We start from the raw sequence: 22,876 nt of genomic DNA on the forward strand, positions 1-22,876 counted from the left end.
TAAAAATTCACCACCCAAAAATCATGAATGGTTTTTGGATGATGAATGCTAGTTACCTAAATTATCAAATTTTATTGAGCAGTTGAACCGCCATCAACAACAAACTCTGAACCGGTTGAGTAACTTGAATCATCCGAAGCCACGAACAAGACCATCTTCGAAACTTCTTCAGGGTTACCGATTCGTTTCAGTGGAATTGCGCTGATAAATTCATCAACCGCTGATCCGATGTTATCTTGGTGAACCATTGGTGTATCAATCGCACCTGGGTGAACTGAGTTAACTCGAATTCCGTAAGGAGCAAATTCCAAAGCAGCTGCTTTGGTCATCCCACGAACCGCATACTTGGAATCAGTATAACCAATGGAGTTAGGTGTTCCGACTAATCCGGCAATGGATGAGATGTTCACAATACTGCCGTGACCATTCTTTTTCATTTCTGCAGACGCATATTTCATGCCAAGAAAGACTGAAACTTGGTTAACCTTAACAATCTTCATATAGTCGTCAACTGTCAGGTCAGAGATTGGTTTAGCAAATGTAATTCCGGCATTGTTAACCAAAATATCCAGTTTTCCAAACTTCTTAACGGTTTGATCAATGACATTCTTCCAGTCGTCTTCACTTGTAACATCCTGCTTAACAAACATTGCGTTATCGCCAAGTTCTTTTGCCAACTCCGTTCCTTTGTCTTCTTTGACATCGGTAATAACGACTTTTGCGCCTTCTTTAATAAATAATTTGGCGTGGCTTGCACCCATTCCTTGAGAAGCCCCAGTAATAATTGCAACTTTATTATCTAATTTCCCCATAATGATGTCTCCTTTTTACTGTAAGCGTTTCCTATCAACACCTACAGTATAAACACATCCATAGGAGAGTGTTCATTATTAGTCTCGGAATTGAGGCACCTCATTTAATCACTTGGATTGGGCTAAATCCGATTTTGCCGACACGTCTTCTTCGGATTCATCGACCTTGATTCCGGCAATAACCCCGGCGATTCCAAGCAGCAGGGCACAGATTCCAAAGATAATCCAGCTGTAAGTAATTCCCCGGCTGCCAATATTGGCAATCGTCAAGAAGAAGGCACTCCCAACTGGCGCACCAATCAAAACGGCCATGTTCACAAATCCCATTGAGGCGCCCAATCGATCATCAGGAATGATTCTGATGACCAGAGCCGACACTCTGGGGTTTAATTTCCCCAAAACGTACCCGCTTGTAAAACTTAAAATGGTTATCAATAGAATGGATTTACCAGTCACAAAGTAACCTGCCAGGACAACCAACATAAAACAGACATAAGTAATCATGGTCGAAAACTTCGTATGAGCCAAAAAATCACGCGAAATGAGCGATCCAAGAACGGTCCCAACAGATGTCGCAATACTTACCAGGGCAACCGTGGTTCCGTAATTTCCAAACCAAAGATTGTGATTATGAAGTAAGGAAACGTTGATCATCCCATTCATGGCACTGAAGAACGTATTCATCGCAAACGCAAACGATAGAATCAGCACGAGGATTTTTTTCGAAAACATAAATTTTGCGGTTGTCCGCATGCTTTTAAAAATCGGTTCCGGCTTATGCATGTCGGCATCCGGTTGATTGACGCTTAATTGCGGATCAATCTTCTGAAATATGGATTTACGCGTCCAAATAATCAGTGCCGCAACACTGAACGTCAACGCGTTAATTACGCCAAACAAGCCGTAATTATAATTCAGCCAAACAATGGCTACTGACCCGATGCCTTGAAAGGCCAACTGCAGCGTTGTGTCAGTTGCCATCTCAAAGCCCATTGCATCATTTAATTCGTTGTCCGGTACCAAGTGCCTAAAGTAAGGTAATTCCAGACCACTGGCAAACATCCCTAGACAGTCGCTTGATACATTAATGGCCAATAAGATTCCAAAGATCCAAAGAGATTCATGCATCCCAATCAGAAATGCCAACATCATGAACAATCCAAACTGAATAAGACGTGAGGATACCATCCATTCATATTTATGGTGCGTGTTATCGGCATAGTATCCCAGGAAGACATTAATAATCTGGGGAATATAGACAACAAACGACGCCAAACTAACCGCTAACGTTTTAAATGATAAACTGCCGGCATAGATGATAAAAACAATGTTGAACAGACTGTTTCCAATGCCATTAAAGAGAGCGGCATTAATCAGTGCCCGATACCCTTTACTTCTAAAATATGAATGCATGTGTCACGCCCTCTTTCCTGCTGTTGATAAGACTTTACAGCAGAAGTACAATGTGAGTAACGTAATTCCACTATATGATAATTTTTAGAAGGTGAACAAAGTGCAGGATTGGGGCAAGTTATTCCGGAAGCTCAGAAAAGACCGTCATTTAACCCTTCAAGAGGTTGCTGATAACTTCAACAGTGTATCCTTTATCAGTAAGTTTGAAAAAGGCGATTCACAAATTTCATTCAATCGTCTGATTCATTTACTGGGCAAAATCAACTTTTCGGTTGAAGAGTTTCTTTATATCAATGGTCGGCAGGCAAACAAAGCAATTGATTCTACTTTTATGTCTTACCGGCCGATTTATTTAACCGCCGGATTTATGAGTCCACTGGTCGCCTTCATGAATGATCTAAATATCTCAGATAGCGACTATCAACATGACAGAGACCGGATTAATCAGTATTTCACCAAAACAATTGCTCATTTGGATAGTCAGGGATCTTCAGATTGGCACCACTATTTGGCAATTCTTTACCGGGTTCAGCGACTGATTCTGCAAGCTGGGGCCCACCCAAATGAAAGCCCGAAAACAAAGGATCTCTTCAAAGAAATCCATACCGCCACGCGGCCAATTGTTTCCTATCTCTATAACATCGAAAATTGGAGTGCCTTTGAAATTCTCCTTTTCAGTGTCAGCCACTTTGCCATCCCAACTGAAACGGTTCATCAACTGGAACAAATTGCCATTAAACGAACGACCATCAGCAAGACATTTCCCATGATGCCCCAAATTCAATTCAGCCTGCTCTTTGGACTCTTTTCAACGTACATCAACTTTCGCCACATGGATTGGGCCAAGGAAACACTGGACCAAATCGAAGCCCTATTCAAACAGTCGGAAGATGCTGGCGTAGCGATCATGCTGCGCTTCTATCATGGCTGGTATGACTACATTCATTCAAAAGGCCAGTCTGGTATCGACAAGATGCAGGATTCTCTATCAATCGCTCATATTTTAAAGCTCACGAAGACTGCGGAAAGAATGGCCAATATGATCCCACTGATTAAGAAAAATCAGCAGGAACCTGCCAAAGCCATGATCTTCGTATTGTAAAAAAAGCGGCTCACCATTTCGGTGAGCCACTTTTCAAATGCGATTATTGATAAGCATCATATAATTTTTCGAAATTAACCGTTCCCAAACCAGTTGCCTGATTATAAACTTTGCCGGGTTGTCCGGTGTAGTACAAGTTTGAGTTGTTGGTATCACTGTCAAGAACTGTAAATGGATCTTTGTCAGGATCCTGAGCTAATTTATAAATCTGAGCGTTCCACAAGCCCATCCGGGTACCCTTACCACTATTAATAACAGCAGTGGCACCGTTAAATTGAGGGGCAACAGCGGACGTTCCACCAACATTTTGCCAGCCGGTTGCTTTCGTGTAAATCTGGTAACCGGTGTTTGGATCGGCGTTGGCAGAAACATCAGGATAATTCCGGCCATACTGAGTTCCACTCAACAGAGGCGGGTTAATTCGCGGCTGTAAGAGATTTGAGAGGTATTCGCGGGCGTTGAAGGTATTTACACCCGGTACGTCTTGTTGATACTGAGGCTTGTCATAGAGGGTGCTGATGCCACCACCGCCAGCATTATAGAGTGACATGAGGTCGGTTAAGCTGGTCTGGAAAGCTTTCCGGTTCTGACCATATGCTTTGTACATATAGTCGGCACCCCAAGCCCGTTCCTTATCAACTGAAACCTTAATGCCATTATCCAATTTCTTGCTAAATGGCAGCGTGGTTCCACCGGTTGCGGTTACCCAGGGATTATCAGCTGGAAAATCAGCATAAGTACTGTAATTTGGAATTGAGAATGATCCAAACTGACCGCCGATTCCTTGACTGTAAGCACCTGAGTCACCAGATGCCACAAATGTTGAAATTCCCTGCAGGGCGCCTTGAGCCATCAACAGGCTCATAGCTTGACCATAAACAGGTGTCAGCAGCTTGTTCTTATAGTAGTAATGAGTTAGATATTCATTCAGTCCCCAGCTTAGTGACAATGAGCTGGCTTTGTTTTCATCAAAGGCCGTTGCAAATGTATTCGCCATTCCAACGTCACTGAAGTTTGACTGGTAAACCCGAACGTCTGCTTGAGGGGCAATGGCACCTGATTGTTCAACATCAAGAGCGGTTTCCAATTGATTGCTGGCCGTGTTGGTTGTTTGAACAGCCGGTGCTTTAACCTTCTTAACGCTTAGTCGGTCAGGCTTGGTGTCAATTTCTTCACCCTTCCAGAAGGTTTCAGCGTCTTTCTTACTGAAGCCGGCAAAGGTCACAATTCCAACCGTTTGGCCCTGGCCTTCATAACCCTTGTCATAGAGCGACTGCAGATTGTACTGCTTTACAAATTTGCTTGGCGCTGACTTGGCCAATGGTTTGGATGTCTTGGTTTTATTCGTCGTAATCCCAGTTCCACCGGCACTAATGGTCGTGATTCCAAGAATCGTCATGACGTGATTGGCCAAATTATCCGGCATCACTGGCTTTTTACTTGAAAATTGAACCGGGTTTGAATGATACTTCGCGGTTTGCAGGTTAGTGGCGAATGCCTTGTTGATGTTCTTAACCTTGCCGTCAACCCGAATAATCAATCCGTTGCTGAACGCGTGGGACTTTAAATTGTATTTCTTGAAAAATGGCTTGAATTCACCAACAACGCTTGCCGGTTGGCCAAATTCCCCCCTGAATTTAGTTGGGGTATAAAAATTCTTAAAGTCACTGTTACCGGGTGTATTCACTGCATAAACCCGATTGGTCAACTGATCTTCATTCTGTGGCTTTAAAACAATATCCAATGAAATCGTCTTGTTTGGTGAAAGTTTCTTCTTCGCCAACAACTGCTTTAAAATCTTGTTAATGCCATACGGATCCTTACCAGCCGGCTTCTTCTGAGATGAAGCCTGGGCAGCTGGTGTCACTGCTAATAAAACCGCTAAACTGGCGATCCCAACAATCAACTTCTTAGCTTTTATCATGTTCTCAACCTCTTTCTAATCTTCCGATTTTCCGTGTAGTTGAGCAGCCCTCATCCCCAATGGTTACCAAAATCACACCATTTCAATCTATGTAAACAATAGCCATTCATAAGGTTCCCCTACCTTTCCGAACTAGTGTGAGAGTACACTTAATAACATTATATGTCAAGAATGTTACAAAGCCGGTTCACCGGCTTAACTGCACACAAAAAAGCCGTGAAAGTATTTTTGCTTTCACGGCTTTTGTTGAGCCTAAATCCTGTTTAACTGTATTGATCGATTATTTAGGATTTGCAGCAGTTAAGGTCATATCGCTCCAGAATTCATTGTTCTGTTCTGAAACATCATAACCCTTAACCCGCTTGTTAACTGGGCTCCATGAATAGCTGAACTGTTCAGGTGCAACGGCAGCTTGACTGTTCATGTATTCCTGCCACTTCTTGTATTGTTGAACACGGTACTTGGCGTTCCAAGCTTTATTGCTGTTCAAACTGTTAAGAAGTTCAGTGTTCTTCTTAGTTGCAAAGTGACCCATGTTGTATGGTGCATCAACACCATACAATTGAGTTGGAGTTGGTTCTGATGAAGTCTGCCAAGCACCCAAGAAGACATCCATCTTGTTTTGCTTAGGCTTCTGCAAAGTTGCATAGAAACTGTTCATTTCCATTGGTTTGCCGCCGGTCATCTTAACATCCAGGCCAGCTTTGTGCCATTGCTGCAAGTAGTACTGATAAGTAGCTTCAGTAGATGATGAACTGCTCATGGCACCAAGATGGATAACCAACTTCTTGCCGTTTGGATCAGTCCGCCACTTACCGTGCTTCTTATATCCGGCTTTATCAAGTAATGACTTGGCTTTCTTCATATTGTATGGGAAGCCGGCAGCCTTTGAATCGTAAACGTCTTTAAAGACTGGTGGAATCAAAGTATTTGCACGCCAGCTCAATCCATTACCAAACTTCTTGGCAACGGCATCAATATCTACCGCATACATCATGGCACGACGCAAGTTCTTGTTGGCCATCTTAGAGTTCTTGTCCATGACGTTCAGACCGGTCTTAGGGTCCATGTGTCCAACATTAAAGCCAAAGTATGAATAACTCAAAGCTGGTGTTCCGGCAAGTCCATAATCCTTTAACTTCTTAATCTTAGGATATTGCGCCGAACCGATTCCACCGAGAACAAAGTCATATTTCTTTGAATTCAAAGCGGCCACAATGTTGTTCATTGAAACAACTTGAATGGTAATGTGCTTAATTTGAGCTTTCTTGCCCCAGTAGTACTTGTTAGGTGACCAAGTTGTAGATTCACCTTGGACTTCTTTATCAAGCTTGTAAGGACCGGTAAAGATTGGGTTCTTACGAACTTGCTTAGATGAAGCAAGCTTTGAAATTGGTGTGCCTTTGTAGTACTCATAAGGTTCAACACCACCCCAAATGAATGAATTTCTTGAATACTTCATTGAAGGGGCCACCTTGGTTAAATGAATCACAACGCTTCGGCCTTTTTGACCATCTGGATATGTAATTCCTGAAATTGTCTTAGCTTTGCCGGCATGGTATGCTGCCATTCCTTTGATTGCGGCAAAGTCAGATGAATATTGTTGTGAAGTTGTGTCTTTATTACCAATGATTTCGTATGGATACTCGATATCTTTGGCGGTAACTTTATCACCGTTTGACCAACGGGCATTCTTACGTAAAGTAATCGTGACGGTCTTGTCTTTTCGGTTGATTCGTTGATTAGCCAACCCACCATCGACAATCTTCCAATCCTTGGTAACATTGAACAACTCATCAGCTCCACCTGGTGCACCTGGTGAAAAGACGTCTGAATCTTCAGCGTTTGAAGCTAATGTACCTGAAGCAATACCGGTAAATGGTGCGTCATTAACTTCGGCAATCTTCAAGGTACTGTTATTGCCTTCAGTTGTTGCTTTACCTGGGCCACTGTATTTGGCTGACATGGTAATATGTTTGACAGCTCCTGATTTATCACTGCTCTTATTAGAACATGCGGCCAATGCCATTACGGACATTGTCGCAATTCCAATTGTGAGCCATTTCTTTGTGCTCATAAACATCCCTCCAAATTATTTGATCATTAACTAATGAAAACTCACCTCAACATTCAAAAAAATGCATCATCTCCTTTAATGTCAAAATTGACGATCCTTAATTCTTTTCATTACCACGACGTTGAGCAGCATTTGTTGCCCGTCGCATAACTTGACCGACATAACTAATTGAAAGACATAAAATAATAATTTCCAGAGCTGCTGGCAGCCACGTCCACCAGTAACCGGTGATGTTTTCCGGATCATTGGCATTGGCAATTAAAGTACCAAGTGATGGGGTTCCCATCGGCAGGCCAAAGCCCAAGAATGAAAGCCCGGTTTCAACACCAATGTTCTCAGCAAATGACAACGTGGTATCAACAATAATCAACGATGAAATGTTGGGCATGATCTCCCGGAAGATAATCTTTAAATTACTGGTTCCAGAAGTCTTGGATGCAGCAACATAATCCTTTTGTGATTCAGCAAGTGTTCGTGATCGAATCAGTCGAGAAGTTCCCATCCAATAGAAGATGGAAAGAATCAGTGTCAAAGTGATGGCATTGTAATGGGGAATGATTGTCACGATAACAATGATGGTCATTAACATTGGAATAATCATCATAAAGTCATAAACCCGTTGCATCGCCAAATCGACCATCCCACCAAAGTAACCAGAAACAAGTCCCCAGCAAATACCAAAGGTGGATGAAATAATCGTCAAACCAATCGCAATTGAAATCGAGTTTCGCGAACCGACAATTAACTCCTTGGCGATTGAACGGCCACCTGAATCAGCACCCAGCCAATATTCAGGGGTAAATGGCTTGGCATAGTATCCCATCAGGTTGGTCTGCATCATTTTCGGCGTATTAATGAACAATGAAGCGATAATGACAAATAGTATAAAAAATATCAATACGAATAGCGACACCATGGCCGGCTTATCAGCTTTAAACTCACCCCACATGATTCTAGCTCGAGATGGGGTGGCCTCTGCAGCGGCCTCTTTGGTTAACTTTCCAAGGTCTTCGGCAGAAATTGATGTTGCATCTTCAATATCTCTTTTCATTTCTGCACCCCTCCTACTCTATCCGAACTCGTGGGTCAACAATGCTTAAGACAATATCAGAAAGCAGTGTTCCCATCAGGTTCAAGAATCCATATAACAGAACAAGTGCGGTAATAACGGTGTAATCACGGAAGTTGATGGCATTCAAGAACAGCAGTCCCATACCTGGATATGAGAAGACCATTTCAGTAAAGATTGAACCGCCAAGCAATCCGGTAATTGAATAACCTGCGAATGCCGCGATCGGCAGCAATGAGTTTCGGAAGATGTGGTGACGATAAATATCCTTCATTGGAACACCCTTTGAACGGGCAGTCCGAACGTAATCTGAATGTTTGGCATCAATGACTTCTGATCGCAGATACTGAACAATATTAACGGTTCCAAACAATGCCCCCAGTAATCCCGGAAGAATGATGTGCCCGAGTCGGGACATGGTTGTTGCACCAAGCCCGGACGCCGTTGCGGAAACCGATCCGCTGGTTGGGAACCAGTTCAAAGCGTATCCAAAAATCCAAATACCCAAAACCAACACAACGAAAAATGGAATCGACATTGTTACATATGTATAAACACGTACCAATGTGTCTTGCAATTTACCTTCGTGATGAGCAGCGTATAGACCTAAAGGAAGGCCAATAACGTAGGTCAGGACCATTGTGAACAATGCCAGCCACAAAGTGTTGGCACCACGTTGCTGAATCAGTGTGACAACCGGTTCCTGATACTCATAACTCATTCCAAGGTCACCATGGAACAAATGGACAACCCAGTTCCAGTACTGCTGGTACCAAGGGTCATACAAGCCGTGGATTTCCATTAAATGGTGAATTTGAGCAGGATCAGCTTTGGGGTTAATCGATCCGGTAAACGGATCTCCGGGCATCGCTTTTGCGAGCAGGAAAACCAAAATGCTTAAGATAATGAGTTCTGGAATCATAATCAGAACCCGTCGTAAAATTGTTTTCCACATCAGACGTTTACCCCCTCATTTTCAGATTGTTGTTCAAATTCTTTGGCAAGATGCGGTGGCAACGCAACTGAATGAGTTGGCGAAACCTTAACAAGTGGGAATGCCATCCCATCCTTGTCATAGTATGTTGACTGTTGTTCTTGATAGATCTTTTCAATTTCCAATCGGTGCTTGCGGTGTTCATCCCGGTGATTAACGTTGGTTTCTGGAATGGCTGCCAACAAACGCTTGGTGTAAATATGCATTGGATTATTATAAATATCATCCCTGGTTCCAACTTCCACGATCCGGCCGCGGGTCATGATGGCAATGTTCTTGCACATATGACGGACAACCCCTAAATCATGTGAAATAAACAGGTATGAGATACCAAATTGGCGCTGAATTTTCTTCATGAAGTTTAAAACTTGAGCTTGAACGGAAAGGTCCAAGGCAGAAACCGGCTCATCGGCAATAATCAACTTGGGGTGAGTGGCAACCGCCCGGGCGACACCGATCCGTTGTCGTTGGCCGCCAGAGAATTGGTGGGGATATTTGTATAGGGCATCGGCATCCAAACCAACGATATCCAGCAGCTGAAGAACCCGGAGCTTTTCCTGCTCCTTATCCAAATGTTCGAAGTTACGAAGTGGTTCGGCAATCACATCTTCAATACGTTTCCGGGGATTCAGACTTGAAAGTGAATCCTGAAAAATCATTTGCACGTCATGGTTGTAATCCAACTTACGGCGGTTCTCACCCTTGGTAACGTCTTTACCTTTATACATGACGCTGCCGGAAGTGGCTTTTTCCAAACCAATGATGGCTTTGGCAGTCGTTGATTTACCAGATCCCGATTCACCAACCAAGCCGTATGTTTCACCGGCTTCAATGTTGAAAGTAACGCCGTCAACAGCCTTAACGTTATCAACAACCCGATTCCAAAAGCCACCACGAATTGGGTAGTGAACCTTTAAATCTTTAATTTCAATTAGACTCATGTCCGGCGCCCTCCTTTACTTGGTCTGGAAAATAAAAGTTCTTGTAGCAGGTGCAGCGGACCAGATGATTGTCACCGACATCGTGCATTTTCGGCTGAGCTTCATGGGCTGAAGCGGGAATCCATGGAATTCGGGGTGCAAAACGGTCACCTTGTTTAGGCATCTTTTGAAGTGACGGCACCATTCCTTGGATAACGTATAATTCATCGTTTTCATTCTCCCGTTGAGGCATCGAACGCAGCAAAGAACGCGTATAAGGATGCTTGGGTTCGTTAAAGATTTGAGCTGCGGTTCCCTGTTCAACAATTTGGCCGGCATACATAACTGCAACTCGATCGGCTGTCTCGGCAACGACTCCCAAATCATGCGTAATTAAAATGATTCCGGCATGATTTTCTTTTTGAATATCGCGAAGGACATCCAAAATTTGAGCTTGAATCGTTACATCCAAAGCAGTCGTCGGCTCATCGGCAATAATCAAATCCGGCTTGCAGGCAATGGCGATAGCGATAATAATTCGCTGACGCATCCCACCGGAAAGTTGGTGTGGAAATTGGTGAGCGGTCCGTTCCGGATCCTCAATTCCAACTTGGTTTAAGAGTTCAATGACCCGGGCATGACGTTGCTGTTCTGTCATCTTCGTGTGATAAATCATGACTTCTTGAATCTGATCTTCAATTCGTTTCAATGGATTAAGGGCAGACAGGGGGTCTTGAAAGATCATTCCAATCTTGGCTCCCCGAAATTGGTTGTACCCTTTTTCATCCAACTTCAATAAGTCGGTTCCTTCAAAATCAATTTCACCTGAAATCTTAGTTTCTTCCGGATCATGCAGGCCCATGATCGTTGTTGCCAAAGTACTCTTACCACAACCGGATTCCCCCACGATTGCGAGGATCTCATCATGTTTTACCTCGAGGTTGACGTTTGAAACGGCATCATAGTATTGGCCATTAATCTTGAACGCAGTGCTGACGTTTTTGATGTTCAAAAATTGGTCGCTTTTTGTCTCAACCACGTGAATATCTCCTTTTGAAAATGTATTTATGTACGTTCATTAAAATATGATGAACAATGTTGTTATTTTTAATTTAAAAAGCATTATAATCTCATTGTATTCTCATTTCAAATCATGTTAAGGATTTTCTGTAAATATTTGATATTTATACATAAAAATAGCAGGAAGATCGTATGTTTAACGGTCTTCCTGCTATTTCTTAAGATTTTTGATATAGATTAAATCTTATTTGTAATACCTACCATTGGCTTGGATTCACATTTTCTTAGTGAAAAATCAGGAACCATGTAGCTCATTCCCAGACTACTGATAACCATCCAGGGAATGTAGAAAGCCACTTGATAACGGCTTTGAACTTCAACAGCCATGAAGATCAGCGTCATGCCAATCATCACAATCTCATTAACCAGCACCCCGTTTCTCTCCCGAATGCCAGATAAATCATTTGCTTTCGGAATCAGTTGTGAGAACAAGCCGATGAGTACTAAGACCAGGACAGCTATTTGAAAGCCGGTCACCATATTGGTCAGAAAGCCGATCTCAAATGGCGTTAAATCCTCCCACATATAATTGGGGCGACGGGTATTGTTCCAGAAAAGAACTGGGCCATAGTCCGGCTGCATCAAAATCTCGTTCTTTCGGAATAAGAAACTCTTCCACTTGCCATTCTTTTTTAAAGCATCTGTGTTGACTTTCAATTGCTTTTTAAGGACTTCGTCAAAACCACCGAATTTTTCTGCAGGTGTCAGTGTCCGATCATGATTATACTTTTCCAGCTTCTTGACTAATGTTGAGGACCACATACCACCGGTTTTGACGGTTGTTCCAGTTGCCAGAGTATATTCCTGCCCAATCGATGATTTCGCAATTGGCACACCATATAAGAATTGGTCAACCTTGGGTTCAATTTGAGTCAGTCCAAAGAATACCAACACAACTGCCAGGATGCCGATTCGTGGCACCCAGATTGCTTTGGCATTTTCATGGCGTTTGAGCGGTTCTTTGAATTTAAACCAAACAAACAGCCCGTAGGCAATCACAATTACCATTGAAAGTGGCCGAATATTTTGAGCAAAGTACAGGGCGACAACTATCCATCCTGCATCCATCCAAAAGTGGCGGTCCTTTAGTGATTGATACGTAACCAATCGATTAATCAAAGACATACTCAGGAGAAGTGCAAACAGCCAGACAGGTTCAGCTCCCAGAAGCGTGGTATAAATGTACCAAGTTGGTAGGAAGAAGAATGTTAATGCGGCAAACATCCCGGTCTGGCGGTTAAAAAAGTAACAGACAATGTTCATAATTAAAATCGCACTCAAAATGCTGATCCCAATGTTGAACCATTGAACGACCTTTGGTGAATTCACGACAACCTTATAAAGATAGTGATAGAAGTTGCCAATATGAATCACATGGGGAAAAATACTGTCCAAATCCAGTGCCCGCAAGCGGTACAGCCACCGCCAACTATCACCGTTGGCCCTGGAACCGCCCAAAACATTATAGCTCCACATGTCTGAAATGAGGTTCAATCGAAATGAATACAGCATGATGATCTTGGGAATTGACATGATGCTAAGAAACAGCAGCAGCCAACCCGTGAATCTGGTCGAGAACCATTTTGCCAGATACCACAACAGGATTAAGAAGATGAGGCTGCCAAAGATGGTCCCGATCAACTGGTTGGTATTTGCATGAAACGTATCGTACGGAAATTTGTAATAACCGGTAATCGTTCCGGCAAGGGCCCAACCAACTGCAATGATCGCTAACATTGTCACACAAAAATACGTTATTTTAATGAGCTTTGGTTGCTTAATCATCGTCTCACCGCCCCATCCTCAGTACTCGTCATTTCATAGGACTTACCAAGGACTGTCGTCTTGGGCATTGATCTGTGAAATGATTTCTGAGCAGTCTTACTTTCGTGAGCAGTTTTCGTCCAGTCACAGCGATTGGTCATCAGGCGATAAAAGGAAATAAAGGCGACCGGTGTCAGCATCCACGAATAAAGCAAGTTGCCTGCAATCATGACAACAATGTCACGACGACTAAAGTGATAAGTCGACATTCTCATAAATCGGTTTGCCACCAGAATCATCAAATAAGTAATCAGCATTCCAAATAGCAAAACTGCGCCGACCGCCATGATTGTCTTCTGTGGGAACACGAGCAAATGATAGGCCATTACGATCGTTGCCAAAAATGAGCTGAACGTAAACAGCATTGAGAAGAACGGCAAAATCATAAAAATAATCAAGTCGGTCTTCAAGCAAGGTGGAATCTTGTTTGAAAGAAAGACGCATTTTCCATAACGGCGTAAGCACTGCATACCGCCCTGACACCAGCGGACCCGCTGCTTCACTAATGGTCGATAGCTGTTGACACCTTCCTGAGGCATAAACGTGTTGGCTAAAAAGCCGCCTCTGAATCCGTGAAGCAGGCCATTAATGCTGAACTCCAAATCATCGAGCAACGAGTTATTCCACTTAATCTGAATAGCCATCTTCAGAGTCATGAACTGACCGTTACCGGATGCAATCGCACTTCCCCAGCCCATCCGAATAATCTGCTGGAGCAAGTTTGGAACCCCAAATTCAAATTCCTGCATTAACGTCAAAAAATTGTGAATGTTGCTGATGGCAATTCCGGTTTGCAGCAAGTCATAATTTGAATGGGTAAAGCCATCGAAAATGTTCAATAGAATTTTAAAGCTGGGCTCTGAATCACTGTCAATCACACCAACGACCGTGTGATTAAAGTCGTGGGTCTGGGTTGTAATCCAATCCAAGCCGTCATTCAAAGCTTTGCCTTTGCCTTCACGGGCGTGGGGCAGCTTCCTGGTTAAAATATGAACCCGCTGGTTATCTTCAAACTGCTTTAATTTTTCATCTGTTCCGTCGTCTGATCCATCGTTAATGACAATCAGCGTCGTCTTGCATGGCAGTGGGCTCATTGCCCTTAAGAGACGGTTAACCGTCACTTCAATTTCATTCACTTCGTTAAGAGCCGGAACCATGATATACATATGTTGAATTTTTCGTTGGATATCTGCTGAAAAGTGCTCACCGGCATCTTTATGGCAAAAAATGTTGAAGAGATTTAGGATGCCAAATCCCCCTGTGCTAAACAGAGAAATAAATAAAAAGATCCAGATAAATGCCCATATTTCCATGTAATACCTCCAAATGTCTTAAGCGCATGATTGCAATTTATTATGTAAATACAGCAATCATCCCTACCAATGGGAATAATTGCTGTATTAAATCAACTGTTGGAATTACTGTGGTTCATTGATCGCATCGCTTTATCAGCACCAGAATGGAAAGATAATGCAGTGATGCTTCTTTTGATAAACGTTGATCAAATTAACATTGTTATTGGCATCAGGTGTTCGTTGACCCGGTGTCTGAGTCTTGTAGCCAAATGGAACGTGGTTTTCAGCGACTGTATAGACATATTTGTTTCCCTGTTGATCATATTGTGGCAGGTAGCGGAATGTCGTCTGATAACAGTTCAAAAAGCTTAAGGTCCTAAACTTATATGGCGTACCATTTCGATATAATGTGACCCGGACACATGGTGTACATTTCCAGAACGGAACGTTCTTCCATGTCTTCGTCACATGAATATAAGTGAAGCATTGAGGCTTCTTTTGATAAACATTAACAAGTGTGACAACACCATTGCTGTCGGGACTAACCGGCTGGTTGCCGTCGGGATCACTCTTGTATCCATCCGGAACCGATGCTTCGTTAACCGTATAGCTAATAGCATGACCATCTTGGGCAAATTTATCCAAGCCGGAAAATTCAGCTTGATATGAATTGCTTGAGCTTAATTCGACTGTCTTACCAGTGTCCACACCGTCGGCATAAAGCTTGGCGGTAACGGCTGGTGTCTTCACGCCATCCGGAACCCCCTGCCATACTTTCTTGACGATCAGGCTGGTGGTTTCATCAGTATGATCACCGACTGCAGAACCTTTTCCCATTGTCAGGACAACGGTCTTGGTGTTGGACGTCGTTACCGGAGTCCCGGTAGCGGATTTCGTCACATCATTGGCAGTAACCGTGGCAGTGTTCGGTAAATCAAGTTCCGTGCCATAGAGGCTGTATTCATTGTCGCTGCTGACATCGGTCTTGGCCATGATGTTAATCGCTTTGTCCAAAGTGCCGTTCCACTGGAAGTTAAATCCAGTTGCACTTGGCGTAACGGTGTAATGACTGGCAGCGATTGTTGCGCCACTGGCATCATCAGTAACGTAAATTGATTTGGTATTCAAAGTTTGAGCAGAAGTATTGCCCAAAGTATCGTTAACCTTTACGTTATTTAACTTGTGGTTGTTGGGATTAACCAAAACCTGCCAGTTAACCTGAGATAATGTCCCATTAGAACGAACTGATTCGTTGAGGCCCCAACCATTCTTGGCCAGAAAGACGTTGGCTGCATAGCTGGGAACAAATTTGCGGGTCCCAGTTACGGCAAATTCCAGTGATCCATGACGATTCTTGTTGTACTTAGCCCAATAGGCAGCGTTACTAAAGGTAATCTGACCAGTAGAAGCCTTTGGGTCAGCAGTAAATTGACCAACGGTTTCATTGGTGTTGCTGGACTTGAGATCGAACTTTTCCGGTGTTCTAAAAACGGCGCCGGAAGGTAAGGTGACCGTGGCAGTATCACCGTCATTAACGGTGGTGCCATCGGCAATCTTAAAATCATAATCCAGTGTATGTACCGGACCCTCGTACCACTGTTGTGAAACGGCAGGTGAAACTGTCGTTCCATCTTCCTTTGCGGAAGTAGCCGTCAATCCGGTAACCGCCGAATCAAGGCTGGCAGCGTGAACGCTGTTTGAAACTGTGACTGCTGAAGCAAACGTCAACAATAAAATTGCGGCGATTTTCAGTAGTCGAACGTGCTTAACAATAAAATCGTGTATTTGATGAAAATAAAAATTCATCATACATTCCCCCCTAGGATGCAATGTTACCGATGTGCAGACTTGGACCGTTCTATTACACATCAATAATGCATAAAAAATAACGTATTCCCAGTACGTTATAGTCCAAATTCCCCCACAGAATATCGGTACATTTAAATCCTAACGCAAGAACCCTATAGTGACAAGAACTTTTTGATTTGGAAAAATATTGATCAGAGGTTACTAACAAAATGTAACTATACTAAATTAGTTATGTGGGTGCCCATAATTTATTTTTTAAGCAAAAAATCAGCCAATTTCTAATCTTAGAAATTGACTGATTATAACAATTGTGTTATTTAATTATTCTAAGAAACTGTTTGAGATCTCTAAAAGCGGCGTAGGAAAACTGAGACAAACGCTAAAGTTACCATCGTTGTACTGGTGTGCAGCTGTCGTTCACAGTTTTTCCAGAGCCGACGATATTTTTCCAACCAGCTAAAGGAGCGTTCAATTATCCAGCGTTGTGGCAACACTTCAAATTTATGTAACTCATTTCGTTTGGCGACTTGGGTGGTCGCTTTTAAATTAAGCTGGACATCCATGGCGAAATTGCGGCCACTGTAACCACCATCAACCAATACACTTCGAACCCGGCGTAAGTTTTCGGCGTTTAAGGCTAACATGGCACTGGCGCCGTCACGGTCAGAGACATTGGCCCGCGTTAAATGAATGGCTTGCGGAAAGCCATTCATATCCACTGCTAGATGCCGCTTAATTCCGGAAATTTTCTTACCGGCATCATAGCCTTTATTCTCGGCCGTTTCGGTATTTTTAACACTCTGAGCGTCAACGATAATGAAGGAAGTTAACGCCGAACGATCCTGCTTGGATCGTAAGGTAGCGACAATTTTTTTAAAACCTGATCTAACAGTGATGGCTCTGCTGGCGTTGGTTGCCGAGACCATAAGCGAAAATACGTGTAGACCGTTTGCCACTTGGGAAAATCATGCGGTAATGCCCGCCATTGAGCGCCGGTCTTTAAGATATATAGAATGGCACAGAAAACGTCATATAAATCAACTTGCCGCGGCTTCGTCCGTTGACAAAAGTTTTCTAGTTCTGAGCGAATGACTTCAAACTGTTGGCGAGTAATATTACTGGGATAATTAGGCATAACAATTTCCTTTTTTGCAAAAGTATACCAAAACTCAATTTAGATCTCAAACAGTTTCTAATATATTTTGTATTTCCGGTAATGTAACCACCGGCAACTCGATATCCTATCATAATAGGCTGGATATGAATATTGTTTATAAGCCAGCAAAGTCTACAATATTCTCCCATACTTTATGAGTTAAACGAGGCACATTTGATACACATATTAGCGCCTATCATGTTCATCAAGGATACTGGGATGTCCTATTATCCCCATCAAGGTACGCATTCCAAGGCTACCAATAAATATCCAGGGAATATAAAATGAGATCTGATAGCGTCCTTGTACTTCAACCCCAAAGAAGAGTATGAAGAATCCAAGCATAATCGTTTCAGTAAGCAAAATTCCATTACGGTCCTTTGCTGTTTTCGAATTTTCTTTTTTGGAAAAAAGTTGGCTTAATAAACCAATCACAACAAGGAGCAAAAGTGCAACGACCGGAGCTGTCATCAAATTAGTGGCAGTGTCTACAATCTGCCTTGGTATCAGTTGCTTTTGTTTATCATTTGACCGAGTATTTTCCGAGAATTCCGTAAATGCATATGCCGGTTTCATTAATGACTCATATTTGGAATAAACGAATTTATCCCAATCACGGTGAACATGATGATAATTTAAATTATCTTTGATCTGCTTTTTGAATACAGAATTAAAGTAAATGAATTTCTGCCCTTCAGATTTCCCATTAATATGATTAAATAACTCAATTCTATTAATTAATGCATCAGAATAGACACCATGGGTTTTAGGATTCGTCCCCACTGCCAATGTATATGCTTCACCAACATTATTACTTGCTATGGGAACACCAAAGTAAAAACGATCAATTTGTGGCTGGATTTGTCGTAGTGTAAAGCATGCGCCGATAATTAAAACGATTGCAATTTTCGGCAGCCAAAGCTCTACGAAGCGTGGCTTGTACGAAATTGTGCCCGTTACTCCAATTGCAAGGTGCTCACGTCTGCCTTCATGAAATCGAAACCAAATAAAACAGAAAAATGCAATAAACAGGACGACCGATAATGGTTGAATATTTTCAGCAAAAAAGAGTACCACAATTATTAAGAAAATGTCTCCCCACAACCGCCAGTCCTTGAAATTACCATATTTAAATAACCTTAGTATTAAAGATATACCGGCCAGCTGACAAAAAAGCCAAACCGGTTCAATGCCAATTAAGGTAGTATACAGGTACCAACTGGGCTGAAGGAAAAAAACCAATGCGGCAAACATTCCCGCGCGTCGACCAAAGAAGCGGGCCGCCAAGCCTAAAACAAGAAACGTTGTTAGTGCACTAATCATAACATTAAAATACTGAACAACAGTGTTGGAATTAACAGAAATTCTGAACAAAATATTATAAAAGTCAGCGATGTGAAGAACATGTGGAAAAATATTGTCCAAGTCCAAAACGCCAACATGGTACATCCATGACCACAGGTCCCCATTTGCCCGCGATCCGGCAAGAACCGAATAGCTATACATATCAGATTGTGGGTTAAGCTTAAACATTGCAATCAAAATCAGTTTAGGAATTGACATGATCCCAACAAACGCAACAAACCAACCGGTAAATCTTTTAGCAAACCATTCTCCTAAGTACCAAAGCATCACCATTAAAATGCAACTCACAGTAATCAGATAAAAGAATAATAGATAATTCGGATGAAATGTTATGTATCTATATTTGGAGTATCCAGTTAGTGTCGTTGCTATCATGAATAGCGAAGCAATCACAGCCAAAAAAGTTACAACATAAAAAACTAGTTTATTTATTAATATCTTCTTAGCTTTCATCACTTAGCCATCCTATCATTAGGCGCATCATTTTTAAGAGACTGATCCTTCTGATCATAATCCGCTTCAAAACTGTTGGAATTTTCCTGCACTGTCGTGTGGTCATGGGCCGTTTTCGCCCATTCATTACGTCTTAAAACCAATCGCGTCAAAGCTATGAAAGATACAGGCGCCAACATCCATGAATAGGCAAAGTTGCCAACAATCATGGTAGTAATTTCTCTAAAAGTATAGGTACGTCCAGCCTGAATGCCATAATGATTTGCAGCCAAAATCATCATTGTTGTTACTGCTATACCTAAGATTAATATAATGACCAATACAATAAACGTTTTTTGCGGCCATGCCACAAAATGAACGATCAAAACAATAGACGCAATGAGCGAACTAATGATAAAGATAATTGAAATAAATGGTATTAGCATAAATGTGATTAAATCAGTCTTTAATTTAGATGGCACAATTTTTGATAGAAATAATTGCTTACCATATCGTATCAGACATTGCATGCCACCATGACACCAACGTACACGTTGCTTAATCAGTGCTCTATAAGTAAGAACACCCTCTTGGGGTAACAAGGTATAAGGTAAAAAGCCTCCAGTAAATCCATGCAGTAATCCATTGAGACTAAACTCAAGATCATCAAGCAACGAATTATTCCATCTGATTTTCGAAGCCATTTCCAAAGTCATAAATTGCCCATCACCTGATGCAATTGCACTTCCCCAATCCATTCGAATAACTTGCTGTAATAAGTTGGGAACGCCAAATTCAAACTCTTGCATCAACGTCAAGAAATTGTGAACATTGTTAATCGTAATTCCGGTCTGCAATAAATCATACTTGGAATGAATGAACCCCCGATATACATTAAACAGTATTTTAAAACTGGGACTAGCATCACTATCAATAACACCAACAACAGTATGAGTAAGATCTTTTGTCTGCTTTGCAATCCAGTCTAAGCCATCATTTAAAGCCGCACCTTTTCCTTCTCGCGCATGTGGTAATTCGCGGGTTATAACATGAACATGAGGATTGTTGGCAAATTCATCAAGAGCAATATCTGTTCCATCATCAGAGCCATCATTGATAATGACTAAAGTTGACTCAATTGGAAGTGGCTCCATCGATCTCAAGAGCTGGTTAACCGTACCAACAATTTCATTTGCTTCATTCAATGCCGGTACCATAATATACATATGCTTAATTTCTCTTTGAACCGTCCTGGAAAAGTGTTGATCTGTCTTCTTTTGGGTAAAGGGCGAATTTACAATTGAAATGCAACACAAAGTAAAAAAATAAACCCATACCGGGTAGAATCTGTTTAACGACCAAATCAAACAATTCGAGGTATCCGGTATGAGCTATAAACATCTTACTATAAAAGAACGTGAAATACTTATGTTTTTACGAGCTAAGGGGTTATCTATCCGGGCTGTTGCGTTACGGCTGGGGCGAAATCCAAGCACTATTTCACGGGAGTTAAAACGTTGTGCAGGTAATTATTCCCCAAGCAAAGCAGATAATGACTATCATCAAAAGCGGCAGAATTGTCACAAGAAGCGACTATTAGACAGCCATCCACAATTACGTCGTCAAATTGTTCATTACATCTTAGATCTGCACTGGTCACCAGAGCAGATTACCGCTCGCTTTAATAAGGAACATCAATGGTGTGTTAGCTACAACACAATTTACCGTCATATCTATCAACACAATTTAGGTGAGGAGTACTCCTCACGTGGTGATACCGGTATTCAGCGCCATCTCAGACATAAACATCGGACTCGGCATTCAAAGAATACTAGACGACATCGAGAAGTACAGACCGACTATATCTCGATCCATGAGCGCCCTGGTTTTATCAACCAGCGTCAACGTATAGGTGACTGGGAAATTGATACTGTGATTGGTCGAACGGGTCACTCCATCCTTTTAACGGTTGTCGATCGGCTTAGTCGGCTTACGCTTATCAAAAAGGTTGTGCAAAAGGACTCGCAGGAGATAAATAAAGGCTTAGTTGAACTGTTAGGGGCCATTCCTAAAGAATTTGTTCATTCTATTACACCAGATCATGGGACCGAATTTCTTCATCTTGATGAAATCAGCGAAAGGTTAGGTGTTACTGTCTATTGGCCCGATCCATATTCGCCTGAACAGCGTGGAACAAATAAGAATACAAATGGATTAATCCGGGAATATTTTCCCAAGCGAACAGATATTGATAATTATACAGAACAGGACGTTGAACACTGCCAAAAGCAGTTAAATCAACGTCCTCGCAAAGTGTTAAACTATGAAACCCCATATGAAGTATTTTTTGACAAACCGTTGCACTTAGTTTGACAATTCGCCAGACATTAAAAAGATTCAAGAATCCAAACCCACCTGTACTAAATAAAGAAATAAATAAAAAAATCCAAATCAACAGTAACATGCTTGTTTTCCCCCAACACAAAGTAAGCTCAACAACTTTTTGTACATTTTAAAAGTTTTATTTCAAGTCAATAATTAAGCATCAAATCCTTGAGATATTCCCAGCTTAAACAGATTTTTAGTAAAACGCATCACCCAAACGTATCATAATGTCCACAAAATAACAATAGGCGCTTTCCAGTTCAGGAATATTGCGATTAATCCAACTCATAATTATTCAAAAACTATTAGGGTCTGTCTGGAAACTATTTAAGCCAAATCAAAATTGAAGCAATGTAAATGGTTTGTAGAAAAACATGCACTAGTTTATCATATCGCGTCGCAATCCGCCGGTAATTCTTCAATTGATTAAAGTAATTCTCGATCAAATGGCGTTCACAATAGACGTAATAATCACAATCCCACTTGTCTTGGGCATTACTTTTAGGTGGAATCGTATATTGACCGCCTTCAGCTTCAATATACTGGCGCAGTTCCTTAGTCCCATAAGCTTTATCGGCAATCAGATTAACGCCGGCTAAAGCTAATTGTCGCAGTAATGGTTCAGCTGCCCGACTATCATGAACTTGGCCGCCGGTAAGGATAAAACATAATGGATTTCCAAGGCCATCCACCACCGCATGAATTTTAGTGGTTCGACCACCACGGCTTAGACCGATGGCTTGATTCTCAACGTCACAGCGGGCGTTTTTTTAGCGCCCGTGGCCTTTTGATGAGCTCGAATGCTAGTTGAATCGAGGCTGATATTTTCCATATCCGGTTCATCGATCAAATCCTTAAAGATCCGTTCAAACAAGCCGGCATCAACCCAACTACGATAACGACTATAGCTGGTTTTCCATGAACCGTATCGTTCAGGAATATCACGCCAGGTGGCGCCACTTTTTAGCAACCAGAGAACCGCATTAAAAACTTGGCGATTAGGTATTTTAGGTGGGCGTCCGGTTTTATAGGGCGGAAAACGGTCCTCAATCCGGGCCCATTGCTCATCAGTAATTTCATAACGTTTCGGAATTGTCATCGGCGAAAACCTCAATTTGTTTTTTATCAAGATTATACACGATTATTTTGTTTCCAGACAGACCCTAGTTTATAAAAGAAAAAATTCCGACAGTTACAAAAAGAATCAGAATTATTTCTT

17 protein-coding genes are annotated in these 22,876 nt (G+C 42.0%); 2 read left to right on the forward strand and 15 right to left on the reverse strand.

What is annotated here, in order from left to right; genetic code table 11:
* Window positions 1–71: 71 nt before the first annotated feature.
* Window positions 72–812, reverse strand: a complete 741-nt coding sequence (locus DNL43_RS04050; RefSeq protein ID WP_054769319.1) for a glucose 1-dehydrogenase — start codon at window positions 810–812, stop codon at window positions 72–74.
* A gap of 108 nt (window positions 813–920) precedes the next feature.
* Window positions 921–2,225 carry an MFS transporter gene (locus DNL43_RS04055; RefSeq protein WP_056981568.1) on the reverse strand — a complete coding sequence of 435 codons (1,305 nt, stop codon included), beginning with the start codon at window positions 2,223–2,225 and terminating at the stop codon, window positions 921–923.
* A 100-nt stretch (window positions 2,226–2,325) separates the two neighbouring features.
* On the opposite strand from DNL43_RS04055, the gene DNL43_RS04060 reads away from it, so the two are divergent.
* Complete coding sequence (locus DNL43_RS04060) at window positions 2,326–3,327, forward strand: helix-turn-helix domain-containing protein (RefSeq protein WP_056981571.1); 1,002 nt, start codon at window positions 2,326–2,328, stop codon at window positions 3,325–3,327.
* Window positions 3,328–3,370: 43 nt separating this feature from the next.
* On the opposite strand, the gene DNL43_RS04065 is transcribed toward DNL43_RS04060, so the two are convergent.
* The 12 genes from DNL43_RS04065 to DNL43_RS04120 all read right to left on the reverse strand — a co-directional run bounded on the left by DNL43_RS04065 (window position 3,371) and on the right by DNL43_RS04120 (window position 20,477).
* Window positions 3,371–5,251 carry a S53 family peptidase gene (locus DNL43_RS04065; RefSeq protein WP_056981572.1) on the reverse strand — a complete coding sequence of 627 codons (1,881 nt, stop codon included), beginning with the start codon at window positions 5,249–5,251 and terminating at the stop codon, window positions 3,371–3,373.
* Window positions 5,252–5,531: 280 nt separating this feature from the next.
* On the reverse strand, window positions 5,532–7,328 hold the full coding sequence (locus tag DNL43_RS04070) for an oligopeptide ABC transporter substrate-binding protein (protein ID WP_054769320.1): 1,797 nt from the start codon (window positions 7,326–7,328) through the stop codon (window positions 5,532–5,534).
* Between the two features lie 97 nt (window positions 7,329–7,425).
* Window positions 7,426–8,379, reverse strand: coding sequence for an ABC transporter permease (locus tag DNL43_RS04075; protein WP_095344862.1), 954 nt, complete (start codon window positions 8,377–8,379; stop codon window positions 7,426–7,428).
* 13 nt (window positions 8,380–8,392) lie between these two features.
* The gene (locus DNL43_RS04080; RefSeq protein ID WP_054769322.1) at window positions 8,393–9,352 is read right to left on the reverse strand and encodes an ABC transporter permease; all 960 of its coding nucleotides are present in this window, start codon (window positions 9,350–9,352) and stop codon (window positions 8,393–8,395) included.
* Window positions 9,352–10,332 carry an ATP-binding cassette domain-containing protein gene (locus tag DNL43_RS04085; RefSeq protein ID WP_054769323.1) on the reverse strand — a complete coding sequence of 327 codons (981 nt, stop codon included), beginning with the start codon at window positions 10,330–10,332 and terminating at the stop codon, window positions 9,352–9,354. The genes DNL43_RS04080 and DNL43_RS04085 overlap by 1 nt, the downstream gene beginning before the upstream one ends.
* Complete coding sequence (locus DNL43_RS04090) at window positions 10,319–11,350, reverse strand: ABC transporter ATP-binding protein (RefSeq protein ID WP_056981574.1); 1,032 nt, start codon at window positions 11,348–11,350, stop codon at window positions 10,319–10,321. Before DNL43_RS04090 ends, DNL43_RS04085 begins: the two co-directional genes overlap by 14 nt.
* Before the next feature lie 218 nt (window positions 11,351–11,568).
* Entirely contained in the window at window positions 11,569–13,176 is a 1,608-nt protein-coding gene (locus DNL43_RS04095) for a hypothetical protein (protein ID WP_109249126.1), read from the reverse strand.
* Window positions 13,173–14,528 (reverse strand): glycosyltransferase, encoded by a 1,356-nt coding sequence (locus DNL43_RS04100; RefSeq protein WP_082619711.1) that lies wholly within the window; start codon window positions 14,526–14,528, stop codon window positions 13,173–13,175. The genes DNL43_RS04095 and DNL43_RS04100 overlap by 4 nt, the downstream gene beginning before the upstream one ends.
* Before the next feature lie 135 nt (window positions 14,529–14,663).
* Entirely contained in the window at window positions 14,664–16,319 is a 1,656-nt protein-coding gene (locus DNL43_RS04105; RefSeq protein WP_056981576.1) for a Cna B-type domain-containing protein, read from the reverse strand.
* Window positions 16,320–16,666: 347 nt separating this feature from the next.
* Window positions 16,667–17,454 (reverse strand): IS5 family transposase gene (locus tag DNL43_RS04110; protein ID WP_089121852.1). Its coding sequence is split into 2 segments (ribosomal slippage): window positions 16,667–17,196 and window positions 17,196–17,454, totalling 789 coding nucleotides; the frame shifts between segments, so codons are not numbered across the junction.
* A 207-nt stretch (window positions 17,455–17,661) separates the two neighbouring features.
* Entirely contained in the window at window positions 17,662–19,293 is a 1,632-nt protein-coding gene (locus DNL43_RS04115; RefSeq protein ID WP_056982456.1) for a glycosyltransferase family protein, read from the reverse strand.
* The gene (locus DNL43_RS04120) at window positions 19,293–20,477 is read right to left on the reverse strand and encodes a glycosyltransferase family 2 protein (protein WP_243538093.1); all 1,185 of its coding nucleotides are present in this window, start codon (window positions 20,475–20,477) and stop codon (window positions 19,293–19,295) included. Before DNL43_RS04120 ends, DNL43_RS04115 begins: the two co-directional genes overlap by 1 nt.
* Window positions 20,478–20,658: 181 nt before the next feature.
* On the opposite strand from DNL43_RS04120, the gene DNL43_RS04125 reads away from it, so the two are divergent.
* Complete coding sequence (locus DNL43_RS04125) at window positions 20,659–21,645, forward strand: IS30 family transposase (RefSeq protein WP_156645005.1); 987 nt, start codon at window positions 20,659–20,661, stop codon at window positions 21,643–21,645.
* A 335-nt stretch (window positions 21,646–21,980) separates the two neighbouring features.
* Here the strand turns inward: DNL43_RS04125 and DNL43_RS04130 are convergent.
* Window positions 21,981–22,756, reverse strand: a protein-coding gene (locus tag DNL43_RS04130; RefSeq protein WP_094753971.1) for an IS5 family transposase whose coding sequence is annotated in 2 segments (ribosomal slippage) — window positions 21,981–22,429 and window positions 22,429–22,756 — 777 coding nt in all. Because the reading frame shifts where the segments join, the coding sequence is not laid out codon by codon here.
* Between the last annotated feature and the right edge of the window lie 120 nt (window positions 22,757–22,876).

It is taken from the genome of Lentilactobacillus kefiri, assembly GCF_009739535.1.
Classification (GTDB): domain Bacteria; phylum Bacillota; class Bacilli; order Lactobacillales; family Lactobacillaceae; genus Lentilactobacillus; species Lentilactobacillus kefiri.